Origin of the sequence: Vibrio sp. SCSIO 43153 (assembly GCF_023716625.1) — a bacterium.
Classification (GTDB): Bacteria; Pseudomonadota; Gammaproteobacteria; order Enterobacterales; family Vibrionaceae; genus Vibrio; species Vibrio rotiferianus.
Genome location: NZ_CP071855.1, coordinates 1,025,787 through 1,051,066, shown reverse-complemented (window position 1 = coordinate 1,051,066; position 25,280 = coordinate 1,025,787). Strand labels below are relative to the sequence as shown.

Below are 25,280 nucleotides of genomic sequence, written 5' to 3'. Positions count from 1 at the left end.
TTTCTTAGATTAAGACTCTTATTCTACTCCCTTACGCAGCATCTGCCTATACCAAGGCTCAAACATCTTGTTACGTTGAGTTTTTAATCGCCAAAAATCCCGCCATACATAAATACTCACCTGCCCAGATTCTCCAGTATCAAACCATGATGTGCCCAAAGACGTGTAAGCCTGCTGTACAAGTGGGGATGGCATCCCCCACCGATTATTTTTAGCCAAAGAAGCGATGGCTATTTGAGGGTTTATTGCTTCAATAAACTTGGGATTAGAAGAACTTTTACTGCCATGGTGGGGGACAATCACGATATCACTATCTAACAGTTCTGGTCGTCTGATTAAAATCCATTCACTTATGGCCTCGATATCTCCGGTTAGTAAAATTCGAAAATTAGAAACAGGATCAACGACCCTAATGACGCACGAGTGAGGGTTAAAAGCACGCTTTACTAATTTAGGTGGCCAGATTGCTTCAAACTTCAAACCTTGCCAATACCAGACTTCACCCTCGATACAAGGAAGGTAATCCGGCAGAAGCTGACTACTGAACTTATCATTAGGTTCAAAATTCTCTTCTAAAAACCTCCTTCCTCCTGCGTGGTCATCATCCAAATGACTGAGGATCAAAGCGTCAATTTGAGAGTGCCCTTTTGAATGTAGGATAGGCGAGATAACTCTTTCAGCAATGCTCCCCCCACTCCATGATTTCCCCGTATCATAGAGCAATGCCTTACCGTCTTTCTCAAACAACACTGACAGACCATGGCCCACATCTAAAACATCAACACGCCAGTAGTACTGTTTAAAGGGAAAGACGAGATAGAGCGTGGCAATACCGATGATGAGTAGGATGCTATTCACAGTAAGAAAACGAAGCCCAAATGAGCAAAACAATATCAACGTTATAAGAATAAGTGAGTCATCACTAACAGCAAACCAAGTTTCCTCAGCCAATCCTAACGCCCAATTTAGAGGCCAAAGTACCCCATCGACGAATATCCATATCCAACTAAAAACATCTGCGGTCAAGCAGGTGAAAAGTAGCGCTATAAATATCATAGGAACCACAACCAGGCTAAACCAAGGGATAAAAATCAGATTAAAAAGGGGAGATACTGCGCTAAAACCTGAAAAAAAATAGCCGCTAATTGGCAAAATGAACAGCGACAGCGCAAGTTGAACTGCAATGATATGCTTCAAAATGTTAAGCCAACTATATTGGTTCATCCAAACAATGTTAAGTACAACAAGCACCGCAACTACCGATAAGTAAGACAACCAAAAACTGCTACCTAGGAAAGAAAACGGCTCGACTAAAAGCTGCCCACTAACGGCTAGCAGTAAAACCCTCCAATTTGGCCAATGCAGTTTATGGTACTTAAGAAACAAATAGATCGCGCATACACTTAGGGCGCGCACAGTTGGCAACGAAAAATCAGCAAGCCAAGAATAAGCAACAGCGAAAACTAGCCCAAAGATGTAGGGCAAATGATTAGCCCACGGAATTGCAAGACGAAACAAAAAGCCAAGAAAACAGCCAAATGAGAGCGCCATGCCAATGTGTAAACCAGAAATGGATACTAGATGAATAAGTCCACTGTCTCGCAAGCTTTTCCATAAGTCGGGAGTAAGTAATGAGCGATCGCTGTAACTCAGAGCTCTTATTAAAGGTTCATTATATAAACCTGCAATACTGGCGTTAATACGCGCGATGAGTGTTTGTCTGAGAGCGCTTTTTGAGCGAACAATCCAGCGACTGTCTTTCATCGAAGTCGCTCTTGCCACAATACCCTGACTTAAAGAAAAGTTTTCTGAATCAAAACCAACCTCGTTTTTTAAGCCCGTAATCGGCTTTAACTCTACTTCCGCCTTAATTTCACTGTTAACACCAAGTGGAATTGAGGTTATCAACCGAACTTTTGGTTTAAAAAATGGTAAGAGATATTGAGAATTTACGTGGCTAACAACGACAATTCCTTCATATCCGTGACTTATTTGCGTAAAAGGGCTGTCAACTTTGCCATTTATGGTAATATTCACCCCTGCTTTAAACAGGGCTTGTTTTTGTTGTTCCATGACATTGCCATGGGCAATAACCACCATACAGCCCCAAATTACGCCAATGCACATTAAGCCTCGACGTAGTTTGATTATTGAGCCAACGGCAAAAATACCCAGCAGCAACCAATGCCAACTCGGCATCATCGGCCACCACGCAGATGAAAAAACGCTTGCTACAAATAACGCCAAGGCCAAACTTTTTTCTGAGAGAGTCATGTCGTCCTATGCCTAGAAAGCTGATAAAACGCTTCATGCCAGATCATGAAATGATCAAGCGCCAAAAAGCACTGAAAGTCTTCGGCAACGTTTTATACAACCCAAACTTATGGTGTCTAAATCGTCGCTCTGCATCAGGTGCTTTTGCTGTTGGTCTGTTTATGGCGTTTGTTCCGCTTCCGAGTCAGATGATCATGGCTGCAGGTCTTGCCATCATGCTTGGTGTCAACTTGCCTCTATCCGTAGCACTTGTCTGGATCAGTAACCCAATTACAATGCCAGTACTGTTCTACTTTGCTTATAAGCTTGGTGCATTGGTCATGCACGTACCACCACAGCCTTTCCACTTTGAACTGTCGTGGGAGTTCATCATGGAGCAAATGAACACCATTGGGCCTCCATTTTTACTTGGTTGTGCCATTTGTGGTGTTGGTTCTGCCATTATTGGCTACTTTGGTATTCGCGGACTTTGGCGTTACTCAGTAGTAAGAAGCTGGCAAAAACGTAAGATACGATAAGTACTTATTCTTCAATTGGCAGGTTGCAAAGCATCGAATGGAAAATGCTTAACGTTCGGCGTGAAAGGTGTTGTAACTCAAGTATGAAAGCTACCGAGCCACAGCAGAGATGATAGTTAGATTGCAGATAAAAGAAAGGACCGAGATTCGGTCCTTTTTGTGTCAGTGAGTTACCAGCGCTTCGCTAAGTTCTATCAACTACTTTGAACTCAATACCGCAGCTGGATTAAGTTTCGCCGCGCGGGATGCAGGGTACCATGTCGCTAGCAAGCTGAGCACAATCGCCGTAATTGAAACCAAAGCAACATCAGGCCAATGCAATTGTGATGGTAAGAAGTCGACAAAGTAGATATCCCCCGAAAGAAATTGGTGACCAATCAAAGCTTCTAGCCCTTTGATGATTGGAGTGAGATTTAACGCAACAAGAACACCAACCACACTGCCAGCAAGACTGCCAAATACACCCGAGAACACGCCTTGCCACACAAAGATACGCTTAATCAAACCATCCTTTGCGCCCATAGTACGAAGAATCGCAATCTCGGCAGCGCGATCTTTCACCGCCATCATTAGTGTCGATACGATGTTGAAACACGCCACACCTATGACCAATACCATCACCAAGTACATGATGGTACGAACGAGCTGAATATCGCGGTACAAGAAGCCGAACTGTTGTTGCCAACTTTTCAGGTAAACATACACATCAATCAGGCTACCCACTTCACGCACAATGGAAGGCGCGTTAAGTACATCATCGGTCTTAAGCGAAATACCCGTGACACCATCACCCAAGCGCGCATAAGCTTGTGCATCCTCCAGAGGCACTAAAGCCAATGAGTGATCGATTTGACCATTAAGAGTCAAAAATCCAGCCACCTTAACGCGAACTCGTTTTGGTGCTTGAACCTTATTAGTGCTGCCAGTCTGGGGAATCATCAAAGTAATGTAATCACCTACATCTACTTTAAGCTCATTCGCCACACCACGGCCTAAAATCACTTGCTGTTGGCCCGCATAAAAGTTTTGCCATGCTTCTGGGTCAATGAACTCCGACATGCTCGACACCGCTTGTTCAAAAGCAGGATCCACACCGCGCACTTCAATCGCCTTAAGCTTACTGCCTTTCTCTGCCAAGCCAGTAAATCGAACATAAGGCGCCGCTGCGACAACGTGTTCATGCTTCAAGGCTTGGTTCATGGTTTTGGTGTAGTTATGTAGCGGACCGTTTACCCCTTCTAACTCCCCATGTGGGATTACCGATAAAACACGTGACTGTAGCTCACGCTCAAAACCGTTCATGGCGGATAGACCTATAATGATCACCGCAACACCAACCGCAATACCAATAGTGGAAGAGAGAGAAATGAACGACACCATCTTGTTGCGCTTTTTCGCGCGACTAAAACGGCCACCGATCATCAATGCTAAAGATGAAAACAAAATTAGCCCTCCGCTGTCGCTGTTTGAATAGTAAAGCGATCCACCAGCAACCCATCTTGCATGTGCATTTGACGGTCCATTTTCGCCGCTAACTCGTTATCGTGGGTAACCACCAAGAAAGCGATGTTCGATTCCTGGTTTAGCTCACGCATCAAATCGTAAATCGCCAATGCGGTATTGTGGTCTAGGTTGCCCGTGGGCTCATCCGCCAATACTAAATCCGGCTTGTTGACCAAAGCACGGGCAATCGCAACACGTTGGCGTTCGCCACCAGACAACTCTGAAGGACGATGATCCATACGGTGTCCTAGGCCAACTTTTTCAAGCAGAGCTTTTGCTTCCGCTTTTGCATCCGCGACTTTTGCGCCACCAATCAACAGTGGCATCGCAACGTTTTCTACTGCGGTAAAATCAGCCAACAAATGATGGAACTGATACACAAAACCGAGGTGTTTGTTTCGCAGTGCCGCTTGCTTGTTTGAACTTAGCGAAGACAAGTTCTGTCCCAGAAAATCCACCTCACCTTGAGATGCATCATCTAAAGCGCCAAGGATATGCAGCAACGTACTCTTACCTGAGCCTGATGAGCCAACAATAGAGACCAATTCCCCTTTGTCGATATCAAAACTCACGCCTTTCAACACTTCCGTATCTAACGAGCCTTCTCGGTAGACTTTACGAATATCACGACATTCTAATAGCTTATTCATAGCGAAGTGCCTCAGCAGGTTTAACAGAAGATGCTCGGTAAGACGGGTAAACAGTGGCAGCTAGACTCAGAGCAATCGCCAGCACTACCACTAATAAAATTTGGAATGAATCAATCACGATTGGCAAGTGACCACCGAAGCTAAACAAGGCAACACCTGCCGCTTCCAGAATGGCATTGAGATTGAGCGATAAAGCAACGCCGACCGCGCCACCAACAATCGCGCCAATCACACCACTACTCGCGCCCTGCACCATGAAAATCGCCATCACTTGAGATTGCTTCATACCCTGAGTTTTGAGAATCGCGACTTCCGATTGCTTCTCCATCACCACCATGATCAACGCAGAGATAATATTAAATGCCGCAACGCCAACAATCAGGCCTAGCATTAAGCCCATCATGTTCTTTTCCATTTTCACCGCTTGGAAAAGCTCGCCTCGCTGCGCTCGCCAATCGCTCCACTGCCAACCGTCAGGCATTGGTTTATCTGCAAACTCGGTCACCATAAATGGGTCAGAGAAGAATACGCGCCAGCCCGACACCGTATCTTTTGGCAAACGCATCAGCTTAGAAGCATCGGTCATATTGACGATCATGAGCTGGCCATCAACATCAGAGCCAGTATTGAAGATGCCCGCCACCGTAAAGTTACGTTGACTTGGGATTCGACCTAATGGGGTAAATTGCGTCGCATTGGTCACCATTAAGCGGACTTTGTCACCCATCGACACTTTAAGAGAGCGCGCCAAGCTGTGACCAAGGAAAACCTTATACTCACCCGCTTGTAGCGAGGATAAACGGCCAGCGATCAAGTGATTAGAAATAGGATCGCCAAGTTTAGGCTCGATACCAATCAAGTAACCAGCGGTTAGCTGCGCTGAACTTTGGATCACAGCCTCACCGCGAACAATCGGTTCAGGCGCAGCGATTGTCGACATGTTTTGGATAAATTGGGGCGCAGTCTCGCTAACGGGCGTTTTACCATCGTGCTGGGAAATCACCGCATGAGGAAGGACACCTAGGATGCGTTCCTTTAGCTGAGCCTCAAAGCCATTCATGACCGAAAGTACTGTCACCAACGCCATCACACCAATCGTGATACCTGCGGTCGACATGTAAGAAACGAATCGACTGAATCTATCCCCGGAGCGTCCCCGAAGATACCTTATGCCAATAAACAAAGAGATAGGATGATACATATAGGACAAACCAACTGGTTTTCTAATAATGGAGCCAATACTTAGCTAATTAATACCGGTTATCTTACCTTACTCTTACTATGAAGAAGACAAGATAATCGCTAAATTTGTCAACGACATGCAATAAGTCCATTTTTCTCTAAGAAAGTTCAGCCTGACAGAGCAAGGAAACTTGATAAGTTAAGTCAGTTAGCGATAATCAATGCCTTACCTTCCTCTTTCACTATAGGAAAGAGAAGTGCTCGTTTGGCAAAAGGACACTAAATATGACTGAGCAAGAATACTTCACCGTACACCACAACCTAACTATTAATGTTGAGGTGATGAGTGAAGATTACCTTTTGCCAAGTGAAGAATCATTTCTCGCAGAAATCCCTGCACCATTCATTGTGGCTAGCGAGTTTAGTCAACTGGATATGCTCGCTGATAGTGCCCGGTTAGAGCTACAGAACAAAGATCTTAAACACGTAATCAGCTTGTTGGATACGCAAAATTCAAAGCTTAATCTTTTGCTAAGCTTTATGCTTTCTCAGCAAGACGACCCCGCCCAGCGCTCTCAAACCACGCAATTTGGTGCCAGTCAATTAAGCTACCGCTCCAACCTTTTGGTAGAGGTAGGGCAATTGGTTCGGGTGAAGCTCTTCTTAGACCACCCAGCCGCTGCGATTTACTGCTACGCTCAGGTAATAGAATGCGAACCATCAGAACAAGGGCATCTGGTCACTCTCAAGTACAAATTACTTAGAGAAGCAGACCAAGATTTATTGATTAAAGCCGCGCTATACCAGCAGCAAAAACTACTCCGTCAGCGCTCACTAGAGCGAGATAACAAATAAGTACCATGACAAAAGCAACGATTCTCTCCGTCACGAATCCGTCTGAGCGTGGCGATAAAAAACAGCTGGGCAACCTACCCGGCGGAGCATTACCTATGGCAATCGCAGAGCTGGCGAAACAGCATGCTAGCCACTCTCTGCTTGTTGTACCAGATCCACAAATTGCGTTGAAGCTTCAAGCAGAAATTGAACAGTTCACCGATCAGCCAGTCAGTCTATTCCCTGATTGGGAAACGCTGCCTTACGATAACTTTTCTCCGCACCAAGAAATCATTTCTGATCGAATTGCACGCTTATACCAACTGCCAAACCAACGCAGTGGTGTAACTATCGTACCTGTCAGTACCATCTTACAACGCCAGTCTCCTCGCGACTTCTTGCTGCAACATACTTTGATGGTGAAAACAGGCGATCAATTCTCACTAGAAAAACTGCGTACTCAATTAGATAATTCTGGCTACCGTCATGTGGATCAAGTATTTGGGCCGGGGGAATACGCTAGCCGTGGTTCAATCCTTGATTTGTTCCCGATGGGCAGTTCCGATCCATATCGTATTGACTTCTTCGATGATGAGATCGATACCATCCGTACCTTTGATCCAGAAAATCAACGTTCGATCGACGACATTCAGCAAATCCAATTGCTGCCAGCGCACGAGTTTCCAACCACAAAAGAAGCAATCGAAGATTTTCGAACTCGTTGGCGTACGCAATTCGAAGCTCGTCGCGAGCCCGAGTCCATCTACATGCAAGTAACCAAAGGGACATGGCCTGCAGGTATCGAATACTGGCAGCCACTGTTCTTTGAGCACACAGAAACCCTGTTTGATTACTTACCAGATGATTCACAACTGATCGTTTATGGCGACATCGAAGCCGCTGTGGATACGTTCTTGAATGACGTCGACTATCGTTACGACCAAAAGAAAATCGATCCACTTCGCCCGTTATTAGCCCCTCATGAACTGTGGCTAAAAAAGGACGAGCTATTCAAGCAAATAAAGCAACTGCCTCAAGCCCTGTTAAGTCTAGATAAAGTTGTAAAACGTGCTGGTCGCCAAAACCTCGCAGTACAGTCTCTGGCTGAACTGGGTGTACAACAGCAGAACAAAGAACCACTTTCTCGTCTACGCCAGTTTAGTGAGCAATTCACAGGAAAAATCGTCTTTTCGGTAGAATCCGAAGGCCGCCGAGAAGCACTGACTGAATTACTACAAGGCATCAAAATTCGCCCTGTGGTACATGAATCAATTTACCAAGCCTTGGATTCCAAAGATCGATTCAGCTTGATCTTAGGCGCAGCAGAACATGGTTTTATTCACGAAGAGCTGAACTTCGCACTTATCTGTGAAAGTGATCTACTGGGCGATCGCGTAATTCAGCGTCGTCGTAAAGACAAAAAGACCGTCAACAGTGACACCGTCATTCGCCACCTCGCCGAGCTAAAACCAGGTCAGCCAGTGGTACACATCGACCACGGTATCGGCCGCTACATTGGCCTGCAAACACTTGAAGCCGGTGGAATGAAAACAGAGTACGTGACCCTTGAGTATCAAAACGATGCCAAGCTTTACGTTCCTGTGTCTTCATTAAACCTAATCAGCCGTTACTCAGGTGGTGCTGAAGAGAGCGCGCCGCTACATAAACTCGGTGGTGAAGCATGGGCGAAGGCTCGTCGTAAGGCCGCTGAAAAAGTCCGTGACGTGGCTGCCGAGCTTCTCGACGTTTACGCTAAGCGCGAGTTGAAACCGGGTTACAAGTTTGCTCTCGACCGTGGTCAATACGCGACCTTCAAAGCGACTTTCCCGTTTGAAGAAACTGATGATCAGTCGATGGCAATCAATGCTGTTCTGTCTGACATGTGCCAAGCGAAAGCCATGGACCGCCTAGTGTGTGGTGACGTAGGCTTTGGTAAAACAGAAGTCGCAATGCGCGCTGCATTTGTTGCTACTGACAACAGCAAACAAGTCGCAGTATTGGTGCCTACCACCCTGCTGGCACAGCAACACTTTGAAAACTTCCGTGACCGCTTTGCCAACTTGCCAATTCGCGTTGAAGTACTATCGCGCTTTAAATCGGCAAAAGAACAGAAAGTCATCCTCCAAGATGTTGCTGACGGCAAAGTTGATATCGTGGTAGGTACTCACAAGCTACTTTCTAGCGACATCAAGTTTAAAGACCTTGGGCTATTGATTGTTGACGAAGAACACCGCTTTGGCGTGCGCCAGAAAGAAAAAGTAAAAGCGATGCGTGCCGATGTGGATATCCTTACGCTTACCGCAACTCCGATTCCGCGAACATTAAACATGGCAATGAGTGGTATGCGCGACTTGTCTATCATCGCGACACCACCAGCCCGTCGTTTGGCAATCAAGACCTTTGTACGTCAACGCGAGGATTCCGTCGTTCGTGAAGCGGCATTACGTGAAATCATGCGTGGTGGCCAGGTTTACTTCCTCCACAACCAAGTCGAAACCATCGAAAAGACAGCAGAAGATCTGCAAAAGCTGATTCCAGAAGCGCGAGTGACCGTCGCCCATGGTCAGATGCGTGAGCGCGAGTTAGAACGCATCATGAATGACTTCTATCATCAGCGATTCAACTTGCTTGTCTGTACCACCATCATCGAAACGGGTATCGACGTTCCGACAGCCAACACGATCATCATGGATCGTGCTGACAACCTAGGCTTGGCGCAATTGCACCAACTTCGTGGTCGCGTTGGTCGTTCACACCACCAAGCATATGCTTACCTGCTGACACCGCATCCGAAAGCGATCACCAAAGATGCCATCAAACGTCTTGATGCAATTGCTTCACTGGAGGATCTTGGTGCAGGCTTCACTTTAGCAACACACGATCTTGAGATCCGTGGTGCTGGTGAGCTTTTAGGTGACGAACAAAGTGGTCAAATTCAATCAGTTGGCTTTACACTGTATATGGAGATGCTTGAACAAGCGGTTGAAGCATTGAAAGAAGGTAAAGAACCATCACTGGATGACCTGCTTCGCGAGCAGACAGAGATAGAAATGCGTATCCCCGCTCTACTGCCGGATGATTACATTCCTGACGTGAACACTCGTCTATCCATGTACAAGCGCATTGCAAGTGTTACTGATAACGAGGCTCTGTCTGAGCTAAAAGTAGAATTGATTGACCGGTTCGGTTTGTTACCAGATGCTGCGAAGAACCTTCTATCTGTCTCAGAACTGAAAATTGGGGCAGGAAGTCTCAAGGCGAAGAAGATTGAGGCGCATGATAAGGGGGGATTCATTGAGTTTTACCCTGATGCTGACATAAACCCAGCGTATTTAGTTAAACTCCTGCAATCACAGCCGCAAAAATTTGCAATGGAAGGTCCAACTAAGTTCAAGTTTAGCGTACCATTGACGGACCGACGTAAACGCATTCAGTTTGTTCAAGACTTACTGAATGATTTTAAACAGAATTTATTACCAACGAGCTAATAGTCGAATGAGAATACTGATCCCATTGTTACTTCTATGCGTTTCAATGCCATCTTGGGCTGCGCGTCAGTTTGATATTGAAGTAATTATTTTCAAGCGAGCAGTAGACGCAGAAAGCACCACTGAGTCTTGGCCAAATCAACTTCCAAAAATTGAGATGGATAATGTTGGCAGTTTAGAGAGTGATTCATATCGCCAAGCTAAAGGCGTTACTCTCCTACCTCGTTCAGCTTATCAATTAAACTCTCAGGAAGCCGCTCTACGTAACCACGCTGGTTTTAAAGTGCTTAAGCACGTAGCTTGGAGACAAGGCGACCGTGGTAAGGCAAGCGCTCCCGTATTTCGTATCGTAGGCGGCAAAGACTTTTCAGGAGTATACAACTCTGATGGCAGCCAAAGAAACGGTAACGCTCTGTCTTTACAATCTGATGGTTACACTGAAGAAAGTATTACAGGACCACTATACGAGTTGGATGGAAAGCTACAAATTTACGTTCAGCACTATCTATTTGCAGAAACTACGATGGACATTAGAGAGCCAAGTGTTCGTGAAGTTCGTTTCGAGGCACAGCCTCTAGAAGATCAATCAAAAGAGTTTGGTGAAGTTGAAGGGAATGTTCAAGTAGGAAACCTAGCTGAAATTTCACCTACAGTGACTGAAGAAACGTTCTTGAAGAGCTACCGTATGGATCAGAAGCGTCGTATGCGCAGTAGTGAGACTCACTACCTAGACAACCCATTAATGGGCATGATCATCCAAGTGCGTCGCGTTCAATAATCATTAAAAAATTAAAGCGTAGCATTTGCTGCGCTTTATTTTATCTAGAATCTAGCATGGAAGTTGTATTGGTTCATGAGCCCTGATTTTGAAATCATCACCCCTCGTTTAGCACTCAGGCTTATTCCTTCAGAAGAAGCACACATCCTACAACGTATACTGGCTGAGTCCCCTTCTCTGCACCATTGGCTCGATTGGTGTAATCAAGATATCACACTCAAAGAAGCCCAAGACTTTTTGCTGGCAACACGATTGAACTGGGTTAAGACAGAGGCTTTCGGTTTTGGTGTTTATGAACGTGAAAGTGGCAACCTCGTTGGCATGGCCGCTGTGAATGAGCTTTACCATACCTTCAATATGGCGAGTATTGGTTATTGGGTAGCGGACCGCTATCAACGCAAAGGCTATGCGCAAGAATCCATTCGCGCACTCGCGGAATTCTGTTTCGCCAAGCTCAATTTGACTCGCGTAGAAATCGTCTGCGATTTAGATAACACCGCTAGTCAGGCGTTAATTGAATCCATTGGAGCACAGAAAGAAGCGGTTGCCAGAAACCGTTTTATCTTCCATGGCAAGCCGAAAGATGGCGTAGTGTATTCACTGCTTCCTAGCGATTTAGAATAAAAAAAAGCCACCGATATACGGTGGCTTTTGTTTTGACCTTTATTTCGCTCTTTACCAAATCAGAGTAAAGAGCCAAATCATAAAGTATTAGTGTAGCTTCAAGTTTGGACGAAGTACGCGGTTGATACGGCCAACCAACATCATCAGGCCCGTCTTAATCACGCCATGCAGCGCCATTTGGTGCATGCGATATAGCGAAATGTAAACCACGCGAGCAATACGACCTTCAACCATCATCGAACCTTTGGTTAGGTTACCCATCAAGCTACCAACCGTAGAAAAGCGGCTTAGAGAAACCAAAGAGCCGTGGTCTTTGTATTCGTAAGCTTTAAGTTCACGGCCATTTAGCTTAGCAACGATATTAGTGAAGGCTTGGCTGGCCATTTGGTGCGCCGCTTGAGCACGTGGCGGTACAAAAGAGCCATCAGGCTGAGTACATTGTGCCAAGTCACCAATAACGAAGATGTCATCGTCACGCGTGGTTTGTAGCGTGTTTTTCACCACAAGCTGGTTGATACGGTTAGTTTCTAGACCAGCGATGTCTTTGATGAAATCAGGGGCTTTGATGCCCGCAGCCCATACCATGATCTGTGCTGGGATTTTCTCACCGTCTTTCGTCGTCAGACCGTCTTTATCCGCTTGCGTCACCATCGTAGCTGTGCGCACGTTTACGCCAAGCTTAACCAACTCTTGATGCGCCGCAGAAGAAATACGTGGTGGAAGTGCTGGAAGAATGCGCTCACCTGCTTCAACTAAGTTCACGTTTAGCTTGCTAGAATCTAAGTCGCCAAAGCCGTAAGTACGTAACTCTTTCACTGCGTTGTGAAGCTCGGCAGATAGCTCAACACCCGTTGCACCCGCACCAACAATAGCGATATCGACTGTGCCGTTACCGTTTTTCGCGTGCAGCTTTAGGAACTCATTGTTCATCTCGCTACGGAAACGGTGTGCCTGTTCAGGGCTATCTAGGAAGATACAGTTATCACGAACTCCAGGTGTGTTGAAGTCATTTGATGTCGAGCCGATAGCCATCACTAGAATGTCGTATTCTAGCTCACGGCTTGGCATTAGAAGTTCGCCGTGCTCGTCTTTAAGCTCACTTAGAATGATCACTTTACGCTCACGGTCAATGTCTTGAAGACTGCCCATTTGGAAGTCAAAGCTGTGGTTCTTCGCATGAGCACGATAGCTCAATGCATCCACGCCTTCATCCAAAGAACCTGTTGCTACTTCGTGCAACAATGGTTTCCACAAGTGGCTCGCTTTACGGTCTACCAGTGTAATTTTCGCTCGGTTCTTACGACCCAGAGTGCGGCCCAGTTTGGTTGCCAACTCAAGGCCACCAGCACCGCCGCCTACAACGATAATGCGTGTCACAATGTTATCCTCTACAAAAATGAATATATGGGTTCAGCTCGATGCTGACTCACAATCACATTGCGGTCATACATCCAACCGATGAATTCTTTGGTCTCTAGAGGTGAGCTCACTTTTGGATAAATGCCGATACCATATTATTTATGCTTAATTACGGATTAACGGTTATCGGTTTACTTGCCTGATACACACGATCTCAGACAACAAATGGGCAAGTTTTTTACTCGCTCTCAATTTTTTTTGATATTTATCAAATTATTTTTACCAAGTTCATTATATAGAGCAATACTTTGATGGCAACAAAAATCCTTACTAGAGATACGGATTGGCTAATTTTCGTCTGCTTTACGGTATCGTTTTCGTGCCACAAAAGGTTAAATCAATAAATCAAGATGATAAATCGATACAAAATGTAAAATCTTGCAGAATCAGTGTCGTTCGTTTGAGCACGAGTAGAAACAAAAACAGCACTTCGAAAAGTGCTGTTTAAACAAGATAAGTTTGTTCTCTCTAGGGCAAGTTAGGCGTTTTTGAATGCCTTCATCGCTTGCAGGTGATGTGAGATCTTCTTGAATTTATGGGTTTGGGTTTCATCCCAAATGATTTCGTAGTGTTTATCCAGTTCTGCCGCGGTTTTCGAGTTGTCGTGGATTTCATCCTCTTTCGACAAAATCACCAAACAGCGATCCTTGTTTTTCGTACGAAACTGCTCGACACATTTGGTCGCAATGTCTTCGTACTCTTCAGGACGGTCAATACGCCCTGCCATTGTATTCTCTGGATGCAAGTTCGGGTTGAACATCACTTGCTTAATGCCGCAAAGAAAACCGATTCGCTCTGACCAATATGCACCTAGACCTACACCACAAATTAGAGGCTTTGGATCATCAGACTGGTCGATTACTTTAGATACTTCTTTGAGTAAATGCTGCATATCATGCTTAGGATGAAGTGTACTATAGTTGATGAAACGAACATCATCATCGATAAACTGAAGTTGAAGAACTTTTTCGTGGTTACCTGGGCTTGTACTATCAAAGCCATGCAAGTAAATAATCATTTGTACCTCTCCCTGTGTATATCTGGTACTTCACTTTAAACTACCACTATTTCCATGTGGTGAAAGCGACAAATGTCATTATGTCTCAAAACAGTGATCTTCAATACATAATGAGTCTTTAAATTCATTCGCACTGTTTAAGTATTGTTCATCACCCCATAACTTATAAGCCAATAAATACCACAACATAGCCATCATGAGTGTTCTCGGTTGCCATGCTTTTACGCCATCAATCCAAAGCTGAACATCTTCTATCTCTCGAATAGCACAGTAGCTCTCAACACCTTGAACAATTGGAGCCTCTGCCAATTGGAGAACCAATGTCAGGTCTAAACGCGGATCGGCTAATCCAGCATACTCCCAGTCAATCACTTTTACCCCTTCCTGACCTCGAACAAGATTGTAGCAACCAAGGTCAAAGTGACATAAAGAGGCAGGCACAGGCGCAACAGACGGTTCAGAGCGCCACTTTTGGTATAGCTGCTCAAACTCAGTGTTCTCATAAACACCTTCCAACTGCATCCAATAATGGTCAACTCGTGAGATATATGAAAACGGCACCAAAGGAATTGCGCCAGCTGGATATTGGTGAATGCATGCAGCAATAGGTAACAGCTCTTTGAGTTCTATCCCCTTCCGAGTGAGCGTCTCTCCTTCTACCCACTCAACCAACAAGCCAAGCTCATGGACAAAAACAGGCTTTGGACCCAGTTGCAAAGGCTCTATAGTATTGAGAACTTGATACTCATTATGGCGAGAAATAGAAAAGGCCTTGCACACAACACTGGCTGGTCGCCAGACATATGCAAGACCCTCTGAAGTTTCCAATCGCCAACAACGATTAGTTAGCCCCCCAGTAACCGTTTGAACCTTTACTGGAGGGACAGCGAAGAAGCCGTCTAATACACTTAAACTCGGATCAAGTTGCTTTGCTTGTTGCCAAGAAAACCATGCCATTCATAACTTCTCCACTCAAGTTCCTACTACCTTACTCAGTAAATAGTCAGGTATTGGGAAAGATTAAAGGCCAAATAAGCTCTTAGATTGCTCTTTACGAATCTCTGTTTCGTCCGCCCATTCAATAAGACCGGTTTCTAGATCCATCAAGCGCATTGTCATTTTGTAGTACACGTCTTTGTCACTACCCGCGTTTTTCACGATGCTAGAAAGGTTACCGTAAAGCATGTATTGCGCACCCACCATTTTACCGAACTGAATCGCGGTACTCTGGTTCACAAGCTCATCATTATTTTGGAAGTTAAGTTGCTCACGGACAGACTCAACACGGTCCATATCTACGAAACGAAACTTACCAGAGTTTAGCATCTTAGTAGAGATAGTATCGGTGATAGACTCAGTATCAATGTGCTCACTCGTTTTATTTTTAATACGCTCTACAAATACGATTGGACGTTGGTCACGAGTAATCGCAGCAACAGATCCTGACATCATCATACTATCAACCATTTCACCGGCTATTTTTTGTAAATCCGTAGAACCAAAGTCAATCGTCGTTGTTTCTGTCGCCTGAGCATCGCCATATGAAACTTTATTTGAACAACCACCCAAAATGACGGCAAGACCTAAAAGAGCGATAATACTTTTTTTCATGAGAGTTCCTTAATTTGTATTTCTTACCAAGGTATCTCTACCTTAGTAAAGCAGCATAGCTGCCGAAAATGTGTTACTCGAACCGAGTTAGTTATCTTGTGCTTCGCGAATTTGTACGCGGAACTGAGTCCCGTTCGGATTTACTGTCACTTCGGACAAAGAGACTTGCTCAAAACCACGAACGATCATTTTTCGCCACGGGCCAGCTTTCGTGTTTACTTCCAAACCAGTATTGTCATACCAGTAGAATCGGTAAAGAATGTGCTGGTCACCTTTGTAGTTACTGCTCAACTGAACAACACCGCGCGGACGGTCATCGACATAAGTCGTGGTAATGTTGTCTACCAATAAACGACTACCCAAAACATTGTCGTTAAAGAAAACCTTCTGTGTTTGACCATCAATTCGGATACCGGCGGTGTTATCCGCACATCCCGCCAAACCAATGATCACAACCAAACCTATAAGCCATGCTCTCATTACAACCTCCCTAGTTGTTTATGCCAAACCGTGGAATGCAATCCCTGGCGGGAAACCCATACCAATGTTGTCTGCTGTGCTGGCACTTCAAATTGATACACCTGATCTCCGACATTTAAGCTCTGCTTACCCGGACTCACAACCTTTGACGCGGTTTTCACCGTTCCTGGTAGGGTCTGCCAACTTCTGGTATCAGGTTGTTCAGTTAATGTGTTCCATACGTTGAAAAGAAGATTGCCTACATCATCACCTTTGGCGGCTTCTTTTCGAATTCTGTCTTTTGCCCAAACACGAATCGCTTGGCGAATCACAATCGTGGTTAGACGCTCTTGCAAATCGTTCTGTGCCATCGCATTCACGTCGACTAATGTACTTGAAGGTAGCTTGTTACCATTCAGCGCAACATCGCCAAAGCGTTGCGTTCCGCGTTTCGGATAGTATGGCAGCGCAAGAGAATAAATTGCACCATCGCCTCGGCTGTCATAAATAGGTAAATCAATACGCCAACCTTGCAGTGCTTCCACCACACCTTGCTCATCAATCACAATCACGCGGCCTTGTGACTTGCTTAGCCCCGAAGGCGCTTTACCATAGCGCTTTTCCAACATACGCAGGTCTTGACGCATGCCAAGTTTCTTCGCCGCATACATCGTACTGTCAATGACTTGCTTGTTATCAGGCATCACAGCGAGTGCACGACGATAGTCTACGTACGCACTATTCAAATCTCTTGATGCTTCATAAAGCAGCCCTGAAAGGTAGAACAAGTAGCCATTTTGTACTGAGCTGAGCTTTTTGCCTGCGTCTGGGTAGTTTGCTAATACGCTACCTAAGTTTGCTGACATACCTTGCTTCTTAAGATCCTTCTCAGCTCGCTTTAGTTCCCTTTCACGTGCTTTCTTCGCCGCCTCTTGGACTTGGTTTGCACGGCGCATTTCAACCAACGCCCCCTCTAGATCGTTCTTTTGTAGATAATTCAAACCTAGATACAAATGCAAGAAACCGAGCTCGTAGTCGGCGGGTTGGTATTCGTTTAAATTGTCGTTAACAGCCAAAGAACCCACACTGGTCGCTGTTTCCGTAACAGAGATGGTTGCGCGATCTTGTTGTTTGCGTACCGCACGATCGCTGTCTTCGAGTGCACTCAAGCTTGTTGGATAATCTTGTGCAAGAAATGAGATTCGACCTTGCTCAAAATTACCAAGTATATCGCCACCAACATCACTAGATTGCAGTTGCTCAGCTTTGGCATAATCACCAGCAACCACCGCTTGATAAACTTGTTTATTTTGGTCGCTATAGTGGCTGAACAGATTGCCAGCGGATAGGTTTGCACATCCTGTAGCAAGCAGGATCCAGCTCATCAATCCAAATAGCTTCACACCATGTTTCAAATTCATCTCCGCAAATGTGTATAGACGAGAAATCATGGGTGGAATTACCCACCCACTTTTACCCAATTAGCTCAGAACCATTGGGCCTAAAGGGCGCCCGCCCACTAGGTGCATATGGATATGGTAAACTTCTTGGCCACCATGTGAGTTACAGTTAACAATCAAACGGTAACCGTCTTCTGCAATGCCTTCCTCTTTAGCCAGGTTTTTCGCGACAGTGAACATACGCCCCATCATCGCCTCATCTTCTGCTTCTACGTCATTCGTTGTTGGAATCAGCTTGTTCGGAATGATTAGAATGTGGCTCGGCGCACGCGGGTTAATATCTCGAAATGCCGTTACTAAATCGTCTTGATAAAGAACATCTGCAGGGATTTCTTTACGGATAATTTTGCTAAAGATGGTTTCTTCCGCCATGGGTACTCCATTTATAAGGTGTGTAACCGCTTTAGTATGCGCCAACCCTAGGCTTAGCTCAATAAAAAACAGTGTTCACTTAACATTATCAATATAAGCTGTTACATAGAAGTTTTTTTTGTCGTGTGCGTCATAAAACGTGCGTCTCAAACTCAATACAATTCAAGGAATTTTGTTAATTTTTTAAGACATAACTATTTTTTTGTCTTGTTTCTGGGAGAGGACGCTAATTATGCGTGGGTCAGTAATTAAACGGATGTATGCAGGCTTTGCACTGATCATAATTCTGTTTGCCATCACGATTACCATTATGATGAGTGGGATGAGTGATATTCATAACAAGTTTGAAACCGTTTCAAAGAATTCATTACCACTGGTTTCGTTATCAAACCAAACCAGTGTTGAACTTCTGTCAGCCGATAAGTCTTTTAAAGACTTTCTCACAACAGAGAATAAGCAACGAATGGATGAGATGCGTCAGGAGTTTGCTAAATCTCAAGAACAGTTTACCTCTACGTTAGGGAAACTAGAGACAGCCAGCCGTATCTACCCTTCTTTGGCACAACCTTTCGCCCAGCTTAAAGAAATTGAGCAGAGCTATTTCTCTGAAGCTAAAGAAGCCATGGACAACTATGAGGCGATGTTTGCTGCACAAGAAGAAGTGCAGAAGTCCTCTCGTCGCTTCCAAAAGCTAAACACTGAACTGTCGGTTGGTATGAAGGAGTATATTGCCGATCAATCGAGTATTTCAGTTAAAGTCATGGCCAAGAGCTATTTCATTAAGCTAAAAGACGCCGAAGTGATCACTTCAGATGCCTTAGCCAGCAATAACCCCGAGTTCGTAACTAAAGCTGTCGCGAAAAACCGTAAAGCGGTAACACACTTAAACTACGCATTCCGTGGCCTCGCTACGCAATTACCAGCTTTAAAAGATGCGTTTGGTGAATCCGTTGAACAATTTACTCGCGATGTGGGCCAACGAGGCGGGGTACTTGATCAGCATAATAGTTACTTAACCGCTCGTTCAGCTCTGTACGACAACATCGCCAACCTAGCCACTAAAGTAGATACAACAATGGGTATCCTCGAGCAATTTACCACAACAGCAACGGATAAATTGGAAGAGTCACTGTCAGAGGCTGGAAGTATCTACTCGAATGGTGTTACTAAAGCCATCGTTATCGCTGTTGTTGTCGTTCTGTTTGCAACCGCCATTGGTTACCACATTGCACATAGCGTACGTGAACCATTGACTCGTATTCTAAAGGTGCTAGAAGGCCTCACTGAAGGCGATATGACTCAACGCATTGATAATCGTTACAACAACGAATTCAGTCGTGTCAGTGGGCATATCAATACGCTAGCAGACAGCTTACACAACATTCTTGTGAAGCTAAACGACGCTTCTGACAACCTTTCCAATACTGCTTCTGAAAATGAACAAACTTCATCAGAGGCACAAATGCAGTTGAATAATCAACGTGAGCAAACAGCGAACGTAGCAACCGCAATGACTGAGATGTCTCATTCTGTTCAGGAAGTCGCTCAAAGTGCACAAGGTTCACTAGAAATGGTGCAGCGAGTAGAAACGGCTTCTGATCAAGGTAGAAATATCATGAACAGCAATATTTCTACTATCAATCAACTTGAGACGAGACTAAACGAGTCTGTATCGGCTGTTGCAGAGTTGCAAAAAATGAGCGGTCAAATTGGCTCGATCTTGGATGTAATTCGTAACATTGCTGAACAAACAAACCTACTTGCACTAAACGCAGCTATAGAAGCAGCGCGAGCAGGTGAACAAGGACGTGGATTTGCAGTCGTTGCTGATGAAGTACGTGTTTTGGCCTCTAAGACCACTCAGTCGACGACTGAGATAGAATCCATGATCAGCAATCTTCAAACGAGCTCACAATCAGCAAGCCAAGTCATTGAGAGTTGTATGAGTGACATGGAGATGTCGGTTGAACAAGCATCCAAAGCCAACAGCTCGATGGAAGAAATTCAAGCGTTAATCATCGAAATCAGTCAGATGAGCACACATATATCGCAAGCAGCTGTAGAGCAGAGTGAAACCTCTGCTGACATTGCTCGAAATATCGAAGACATCAATAACATTGCAGATAAGAGCTACCATGCGATGGCAAGCATTGCTGCGACGAGTGAATCACTAACGCATTTAGCTCATCAGCAAAATGAATTGGTACACCGCTTCAAGCTATAGATTAAGATATAATTTGTAACGATTTTAGATACCAACTGACTCTACAAGGGCGACTTTTTATAAGGTCGCCCTTGTTTTTTATTGACCTTGTCTACATATGGTTATTATGGCTTGCTCATCCCTTTTACTTTCTCTTTTCGAGCAAGCCAAATAAGAAGGAAAACCTATGGCTGTTCATGTTGGTATTATTGACCAAGACCCCGTTAGATTGGTCACTCCTCTATTGGATAATCGCACTGTCAGTACCCATATCGTCTTTATCGGTGATAAGAGTCAAGCTGACATCTATGAGCGACTGAGTGCCGTGTTGGAGCAGCGAGAAATTACGTCCGAGTTTTTTGAAATTCCTTCTGTTGTAAACACTTCTCTGATTAAACAATCGATTCATAAATTGGCAAAAGACCTCCATGACCGAGGCGAAGAAGTAAAGCTGAACGCAAGCTGTGGCCTTCGTCACCGATTGCTTTCTGTGTATGAAGTCTTCCGTACGTACCGTTGGCCAATCTTTGTGGTAGAGCCAAATAGTGACAAGCTTTGCTGGCTATATCCTGATGGCAAAGAAGACAGCCAAGTAGAAGACCACATTACGATTTCTGACTACCTTACAATTTTCGGTGCTCGAGGCGAATTCCACCACGTTGACCTCCCTCCTCAGTTAGATCAAAAACTGTATGAACTAGGCGAACGTTGGGCTTCCAATGCCCTTGAACTTGGCCCTGGCCTTGCGACTCTAAACTATCTTGCAACCACCTGCCGTAAAGAGCAAAAATTGGATGTAGAGCTCTCTGAGAAGCAACAAGGCTACCGTGAACTGAACATGCTACTAACCGACTTGGTTGAAGCTCAGATTGCTACGTATGAAAATGGCATTTTGACATTCGCTGATGAAGACGCCCGCCGCTTTTCAAATGGTGAATGGCTAGAGACCTTAGTTCATAGCACGGTTAAGCAGATTCAAGATACGATGCCAACCATCCAAGATCGTTCATTAAACGTTCAAGTCTATCGCAAGCTAGGTGAAAGTGAGGTTCGTAATGAACTGGATGTTGCGACCGTAGTAAACAACAAACTGCACATTATCGAATGTAAGACTAAAGGTATGCGTGATGATGGTGACGATACCTTGTACAAGCTTGAATCACTGCGTGACCTTCTAGGTGGCCTACAAGCACGTGCTATGTTGGTTAGCTTCCGTCCGCTACGCCATAATGACATCACACGCGCTGAAGACTTAGGCTTGGCACTTATCGGTCCAGATGAGCTGAAAGATCTGAAGACACATCTTAGTGCATGGTTTGAAGCCGCCGGCGGTTCTGACGAAATCTAATCGTCGATACCAATCAAAAAAAGCAGCCTCGGGCTGCTTTTTTATTGCGTCAGATTCACTGCCTTTAACACTCAACACAAAACCGACAGATAGAAAAAACCAGAGGCGAACCTCTGGCTTTTCCCGTTTGTTTAAATGCCAACTAACCGTTGTTATTAAAGCATCTTACGAGCCGCTTCAACTACAACCTTAATTGAGCGAGCTTCCGTTTCTTTCAGAGTTGAATGATCTGGAATCTCTTTTTGTGTACGGTTGATAATTACACCCGCCACACAACCTGCTTTTAGGCCTGAGCTTGCACACATAGTTAGCAGTGTTGCTGACTCCATTTCGAAGTTCAGAACGCCCATGTCCTGCCACTCTTGCATAGAACCTTGGAAACGCTTAACAACACGACCAGAGAAAGTGTCGTAACGTTCTTGGCCTGGGTAGAAAGTATCACTTGAAGCTGTCACACCCATGTGTACTGCAGCACCAGATTCTTCTACTGCCGCTTTCATTGCTGTAGCAATTTCAAAATCAGCTACCGCTGGGAACTCCATTGGAGCAAAGTGTAGGCTCGCACCGTCTAGGCGAACAGAACCTGTAGTAACGATCATATCACCTACGTTTACGTGCGGTTGGATCGCACCTGTAGTACCTACACGTAGGAAAGTACGAACACCAAGTTGCGCTAGCTCTTCTACTGCAATAGAAGTAGATGGGCCACCGATACCTGTAGAACAAACCACAACAGGTTTACCGTCTAGCTCTGCACGGTATAGCGTGTATTCACGGTGACTTGCTAGAAATACAGGGTTTTCCATTTCTTCAGCGATTTTTTGTACGCGTGCTGGATCACCAGGAATAATTGCTAGAGTTGCACCATTAAGATCAGCTTCAGTAATACCTAAATGGAATACAGCTTGAGACATAAGTTGCTCCTTGTTGTGGCTTATTTTGTAAACAATAAGCTCATTAATAAGTTGTTGGGTACAGATGCACTGTAGCGAACCTTTCACCAACATAGAGTGATCGCAATCACAATGAAACAATGTAATAAAACCACACTTTCAAATAAAAACGGTTTAGATCACACTTTAAGGAGCTAAAGATCATTTCGTTGCATAGGAATAAGTGATTTGCCAAACGAAACAAACACCAAAGCTGTATCGATTTAATAGGCATAAAAAAACCTGAGACACTTCTGCCTCAGGTCAGTTTTCATTTCACTTTAATGGTTATTTTACTTGCTTAGATTCAAAACGAAGTAATCTCAGAGCGTTCAAAGTAACAAGAGCTGTTGCTCCACTGTCGGCCAACACAGCTACCCACAAGCCTGTTATACCTAGCAAACTCGTTACCAAGAACACGCCTTTCAGTCCTAGAGCCAACGCAACGTTCTGACGGATATTATTGAGCGTCGCACGTGATAGCTCGATCATGCCTGCTAGCTCAATCAAACGGTTATGAGTCAGCGCGGCATCAGCCGTTTCGAGTGCAACGTCAGTACCACCGCCCATGGCAATGCCAATGCTGGAAGCTTTCATCGCTGGGGCGTCATTAATACCATCGCCCACCATCGCAACGGTGTGCTGCGCTGAAATCTCTTCCACGTAGTGCACTTTGTCTGCCGGTAACAAACTCGCTTTGTAATCAAGACCAATTTGGTTCGCAATTGCTTCGGCGCTGCGAGGATTGTCACCTGTTAGCATCACAGATGAAATACCCAGTTTCTTCAATGCAGCAACGGCTTGTTGAGCATCTTGACGAAGCGTGTCTTGCCAAGCAATCAAACCAATCACTTGTTCATCGTGACGAGCGATAACCACCGTCTTACCTTGGTCTTCCAACGCCACGACTTGCTGTTCGATGTCAGACGCGATGGCAAAATCGGCTTTCGATGGCGCAATCACTTGAACCAATTTGCCTTCAACAAGACCTGTCACACCAGAACCAACCTGTGCCGTTTTGTCTGCCGCTTCAGGAATGTTGATGCCCTGCTCTTGCGCTTTGTTCACCAAAGAAATTGCTAGCGGGTGACTTGAGCCAATCTCAATCGAAGCGGTCAAGCTCAGCAGTTGTTCTTCCGTCACATCAAACGGTACCACATCAGTTACTTGCGGTTTACCTTGTGTCAATGTGCCTGTTTTATCGAATGCTACAGATTCAACACGACCCAATAGCTCGAGCGCTGCACCACCTTTGATCAGTGCGCCTCGTTTTGCCGCTGCCGCCAAGCCAGAAGTGATCGCCGCTGGCGTAGAGATGACGAGTGCACATGGACATGCGATCAACAGCAATGCTAGACCACGGTACACCCACGTTTCCCAAGGTTGAGCAAACAACAATGGCGGTGTGATGATGACTAATAGAGAGACAAGCATCATCAATGGTGTGTACCAACGGCTAAACTTATCTAGGAAACGTTCAAGTGGTGCTTTGCGTGATTCCGCTTCTTCAATCAAATGTAGGATACGGTCAATTGCATTCTCACCTTGGCGAGAGGTAACCTTCACTTGCACGACTTTATCAACAACCACAGCGCCCGCCATGATTTTACCGCCTTCGTTGTGCTCTACCGGAACGGACTCGCCCGTCAATGCACTCTCATCGAAGCTGGCTGCTTGAGTCATAAGCAGACCGTCCGCAGGCATACGGCCACCAGGCGCAACTTCAATCACGTCACCTGGTTGAAGCTGTGACGCTGGCACTTCTTGACGTTCACCATCGACAATCAGGGTTGTATTCTCTGGTACGAGATCCATCAATGCTTGAACACCGCTGCGAGCGCGAGATGATGCATATGCTTCTAACTTTTCACCAATAAGGAAAAGCAATAGCACCATCGCCGCTTCCGCGGTTTCACCAAGGTAGAGCGCACCTAACGCCGCTACACTCATTAATGTTTCAATCGCAAATGGCGTACCTGTTCGGGCCAACTTAATGGCTTTCATCGCAACCGGATACAAGCCAAGCAAACAGGTCAAAGTAAACAACCAAGTACTTAGCGTTGGATTGAAATCAGAAATGATGCCAGCAAACGCCATCGCACCTGCAATAGAGAGGATCTGAACATTGTCTTTGATAACGCCAACCCAACCCTTTTTCTCGGCTTTTGGTTTTGGTGCATCTGTCGAAGTCAGTGGGAATCCGGTTTGCTGAGAAATTTGCTCGATAACAGGCGCAAGTGCTCGGTTATCAAAATCGACCACTAACTTTTCTGTCGCGAACAAGACTTTGGCATTTGTGACCCCTTCAACAGAAGAGATGGCCTTCTCTAGCTTTTGCGCACAGGCCGGACAATCCATGCCTGACACTAGCCAACTATGACGAATGGTGGACTCCAGGGGTCCGGCAGGACCTTCGTCGTCAACAGAATCCGAGCTACAGCTTCCGCCGCTACAACAAGATTCTTCTGAGACAGCAACGGTTGCTTGGGTAATGTTTAGCGTTGGCTTTGCTGGTGCGCAGCATGAGTCACTTGCACCTACTGCCACCGCAGATTTGATTTTGCCTGATTGGCAACCTTGATGTTTCGTACACATAATTCACTTTCC

The 25,280-nt window shown here is 45.2% G+C and carries 20 protein-coding genes; 7 read left to right on the top strand and 13 right to left on the bottom strand.

The window, feature by feature from the left end; genetic code table 11:
- Positions 1 to 18: 18 nt before the first annotated feature.
- Positions 19 to 2,274, bottom strand: a complete 2,256-nt coding sequence (locus J4N37_RS04830; RefSeq protein ID WP_252041786.1) for a DNA internalization-related competence protein ComEC/Rec2 — start codon at positions 2,272 to 2,274, stop codon at positions 19 to 21.
- An 8-nt stretch (positions 2,275 to 2,282) separates the two neighbouring features.
- Between J4N37_RS04830 and J4N37_RS04825 the strand changes: the two genes are divergently transcribed.
- The gene (locus tag J4N37_RS04825; protein WP_010447143.1) at positions 2,283 to 2,792 is read left to right on the top strand and encodes a DUF2062 domain-containing protein; all 510 of its coding nucleotides are present in this window, start codon (positions 2,283 to 2,285) and stop codon (positions 2,790 to 2,792) included.
- 198 nt (positions 2,793 to 2,990) lie between these two features.
- Here the strand turns inward: J4N37_RS04825 and lolE are convergent, their stop codons facing one another.
- Genes lolE through lolC form a run of 3 tightly spaced genes read right to left on the bottom strand, consistent with a single transcriptional unit; the run spans position 2,991 to position 6,146 of the window.
- Positions 2,991 to 4,235 (bottom strand): lipoprotein-releasing ABC transporter permease subunit LolE, encoded by a 1,245-nt coding sequence (gene lolE / locus J4N37_RS04820; RefSeq protein ID WP_010447140.1) that lies wholly within the window; start codon positions 4,233 to 4,235, stop codon positions 2,991 to 2,993.
- Between the two features lie 2 nt (positions 4,236 to 4,237).
- On the bottom strand, positions 4,238 to 4,945 hold the full coding sequence (gene lolD, locus J4N37_RS04815) for a lipoprotein-releasing ABC transporter ATP-binding protein LolD (RefSeq protein WP_071235724.1): 708 nt from the start codon (positions 4,943 to 4,945) through the stop codon (positions 4,238 to 4,240).
- On the bottom strand, positions 4,938 to 6,146 hold the full coding sequence (lolC, locus tag J4N37_RS04810; RefSeq protein WP_071235725.1) for a lipoprotein-releasing ABC transporter permease subunit LolC: 1,209 nt from the start codon (positions 6,144 to 6,146) through the stop codon (positions 4,938 to 4,940). The genes lolD and lolC overlap by 8 nt, the downstream gene beginning before the upstream one ends.
- A 266-nt stretch (positions 6,147 to 6,412) precedes the next feature.
- Between lolC and J4N37_RS04805 the strand changes: the two genes are divergently transcribed.
- The 4 genes from J4N37_RS04805 to J4N37_RS04790 all read left to right on the top strand — a co-directional run bounded on the left by J4N37_RS04805 (position 6,413) and on the right by J4N37_RS04790 (position 11,851).
- Positions 6,413 to 6,982 carry a PilZ domain-containing protein gene (locus J4N37_RS04805; RefSeq protein WP_010447134.1) on the top strand — a complete coding sequence of 190 codons (570 nt, stop codon included), beginning with the start codon at positions 6,413 to 6,415 and terminating at the stop codon, positions 6,980 to 6,982.
- A 5-nt stretch (positions 6,983 to 6,987) separates the two neighbouring features.
- Complete coding sequence (gene mfd / locus J4N37_RS04800) at positions 6,988 to 10,449, top strand: transcription-repair coupling factor (RefSeq protein ID WP_252041785.1); 3,462 nt, start codon at positions 6,988 to 6,990, stop codon at positions 10,447 to 10,449.
- Between the two features lie 7 nt (positions 10,450 to 10,456).
- A complete protein-coding gene (locus tag J4N37_RS04795) occupies positions 10,457 to 11,227 on the top strand; it encodes a peptidoglycan binding protein CsiV (RefSeq protein WP_252041784.1) in 771 nt (256 codons plus the stop codon).
- A gap of 75 nt (positions 11,228 to 11,302) precedes the next feature.
- Positions 11,303 to 11,851, top strand: coding sequence for a GNAT family N-acetyltransferase (locus J4N37_RS04790; RefSeq protein WP_038883814.1), 549 nt, complete (start codon positions 11,303 to 11,305; stop codon positions 11,849 to 11,851).
- An 87-nt stretch (positions 11,852 to 11,938) separates the two neighbouring features.
- Here the strand turns inward: J4N37_RS04790 and J4N37_RS04785 are convergent, their stop codons facing one another.
- The 7 genes from J4N37_RS04785 to hinT all read right to left on the bottom strand — a co-directional run bounded on the left by J4N37_RS04785 (position 11,939) and on the right by hinT (position 18,190).
- Complete coding sequence (locus J4N37_RS04785; RefSeq protein ID WP_045389329.1) at positions 11,939 to 13,228, bottom strand: NAD(P)/FAD-dependent oxidoreductase; 1,290 nt, start codon at positions 13,226 to 13,228, stop codon at positions 11,939 to 11,941.
- Between the two features lie 520 nt (positions 13,229 to 13,748).
- Entirely contained in the window at positions 13,749 to 14,288 is a 540-nt protein-coding gene (gene ycfP / locus J4N37_RS04780; RefSeq protein WP_038882762.1) for an alpha/beta hydrolase YcfP, read from the bottom strand.
- A gap of 78 nt (positions 14,289 to 14,366) precedes the next feature.
- On the bottom strand, positions 14,367 to 15,245 hold the full coding sequence (thiK, locus tag J4N37_RS04775; RefSeq protein WP_045389333.1) for a thiamine kinase: 879 nt from the start codon (positions 15,243 to 15,245) through the stop codon (positions 14,367 to 14,369).
- A 63-nt stretch (positions 15,246 to 15,308) separates the two neighbouring features.
- Positions 15,309 to 15,899: a penicillin-binding protein activator LpoB gene (gene lpoB / locus J4N37_RS04770; RefSeq protein WP_038882760.1), complete on the bottom strand. Its 591-nt coding sequence runs from the start codon at positions 15,897 to 15,899 to the stop codon at positions 15,309 to 15,311.
- Positions 15,900 to 15,986: 87 nt separating this feature from the next.
- A complete protein-coding gene (locus tag J4N37_RS04765) occupies positions 15,987 to 16,379 on the bottom strand; it encodes a YcfL family putative periplasmic lipoprotein (RefSeq protein WP_010447119.1) in 393 nt (130 codons plus the stop codon).
- On the bottom strand, positions 16,379 to 17,773 hold the full coding sequence (locus tag J4N37_RS04760; RefSeq protein WP_252042106.1) for a COG3014 family protein: 1,395 nt from the start codon (positions 17,771 to 17,773) through the stop codon (positions 16,379 to 16,381). Before J4N37_RS04760 ends, J4N37_RS04765 begins: the two co-directional genes overlap by 1 nt.
- Before the next feature lie 66 nt (positions 17,774 to 17,839).
- Complete coding sequence (gene hinT, locus J4N37_RS04755; protein WP_045389338.1) at positions 17,840 to 18,190, bottom strand: purine nucleoside phosphoramidase; 351 nt, start codon at positions 18,188 to 18,190, stop codon at positions 17,840 to 17,842.
- A gap of 232 nt (positions 18,191 to 18,422) precedes the next feature.
- Here hinT and J4N37_RS04750 point away from each other — a divergent pair, with 232 nt between their 5' ends.
- Positions 18,423 to 20,414, top strand: a complete 1,992-nt coding sequence (locus J4N37_RS04750) for a methyl-accepting chemotaxis protein (RefSeq protein ID WP_045389342.1) — start codon at positions 18,423 to 18,425, stop codon at positions 20,412 to 20,414.
- A gap of 166 nt (positions 20,415 to 20,580) precedes the next feature.
- Complete coding sequence (locus tag J4N37_RS04745; RefSeq protein WP_010447109.1) at positions 20,581 to 21,741, top strand: DUF1887 family protein; 1,161 nt, start codon at positions 20,581 to 20,583, stop codon at positions 21,739 to 21,741.
- 155 nt (positions 21,742 to 21,896) lie between these two features.
- On the opposite strand, the gene udp is transcribed toward J4N37_RS04745, so the two are convergent.
- Both udp and J4N37_RS04735 read right to left on the bottom strand, forming a co-directional pair.
- Complete coding sequence (gene udp / locus J4N37_RS04740; protein WP_010447108.1) at positions 21,897 to 22,655, bottom strand: uridine phosphorylase; 759 nt, start codon at positions 22,653 to 22,655, stop codon at positions 21,897 to 21,899.
- A gap of 306 nt (positions 22,656 to 22,961) precedes the next feature.
- Positions 22,962 to 25,268 (bottom strand): zinc/cadmium/mercury/lead-transporting ATPase, encoded by a 2,307-nt coding sequence (locus J4N37_RS04735; protein ID WP_252041783.1) that lies wholly within the window; start codon positions 25,266 to 25,268, stop codon positions 22,962 to 22,964.
- Positions 25,269 to 25,280 lie beyond the last annotated feature (12 nt).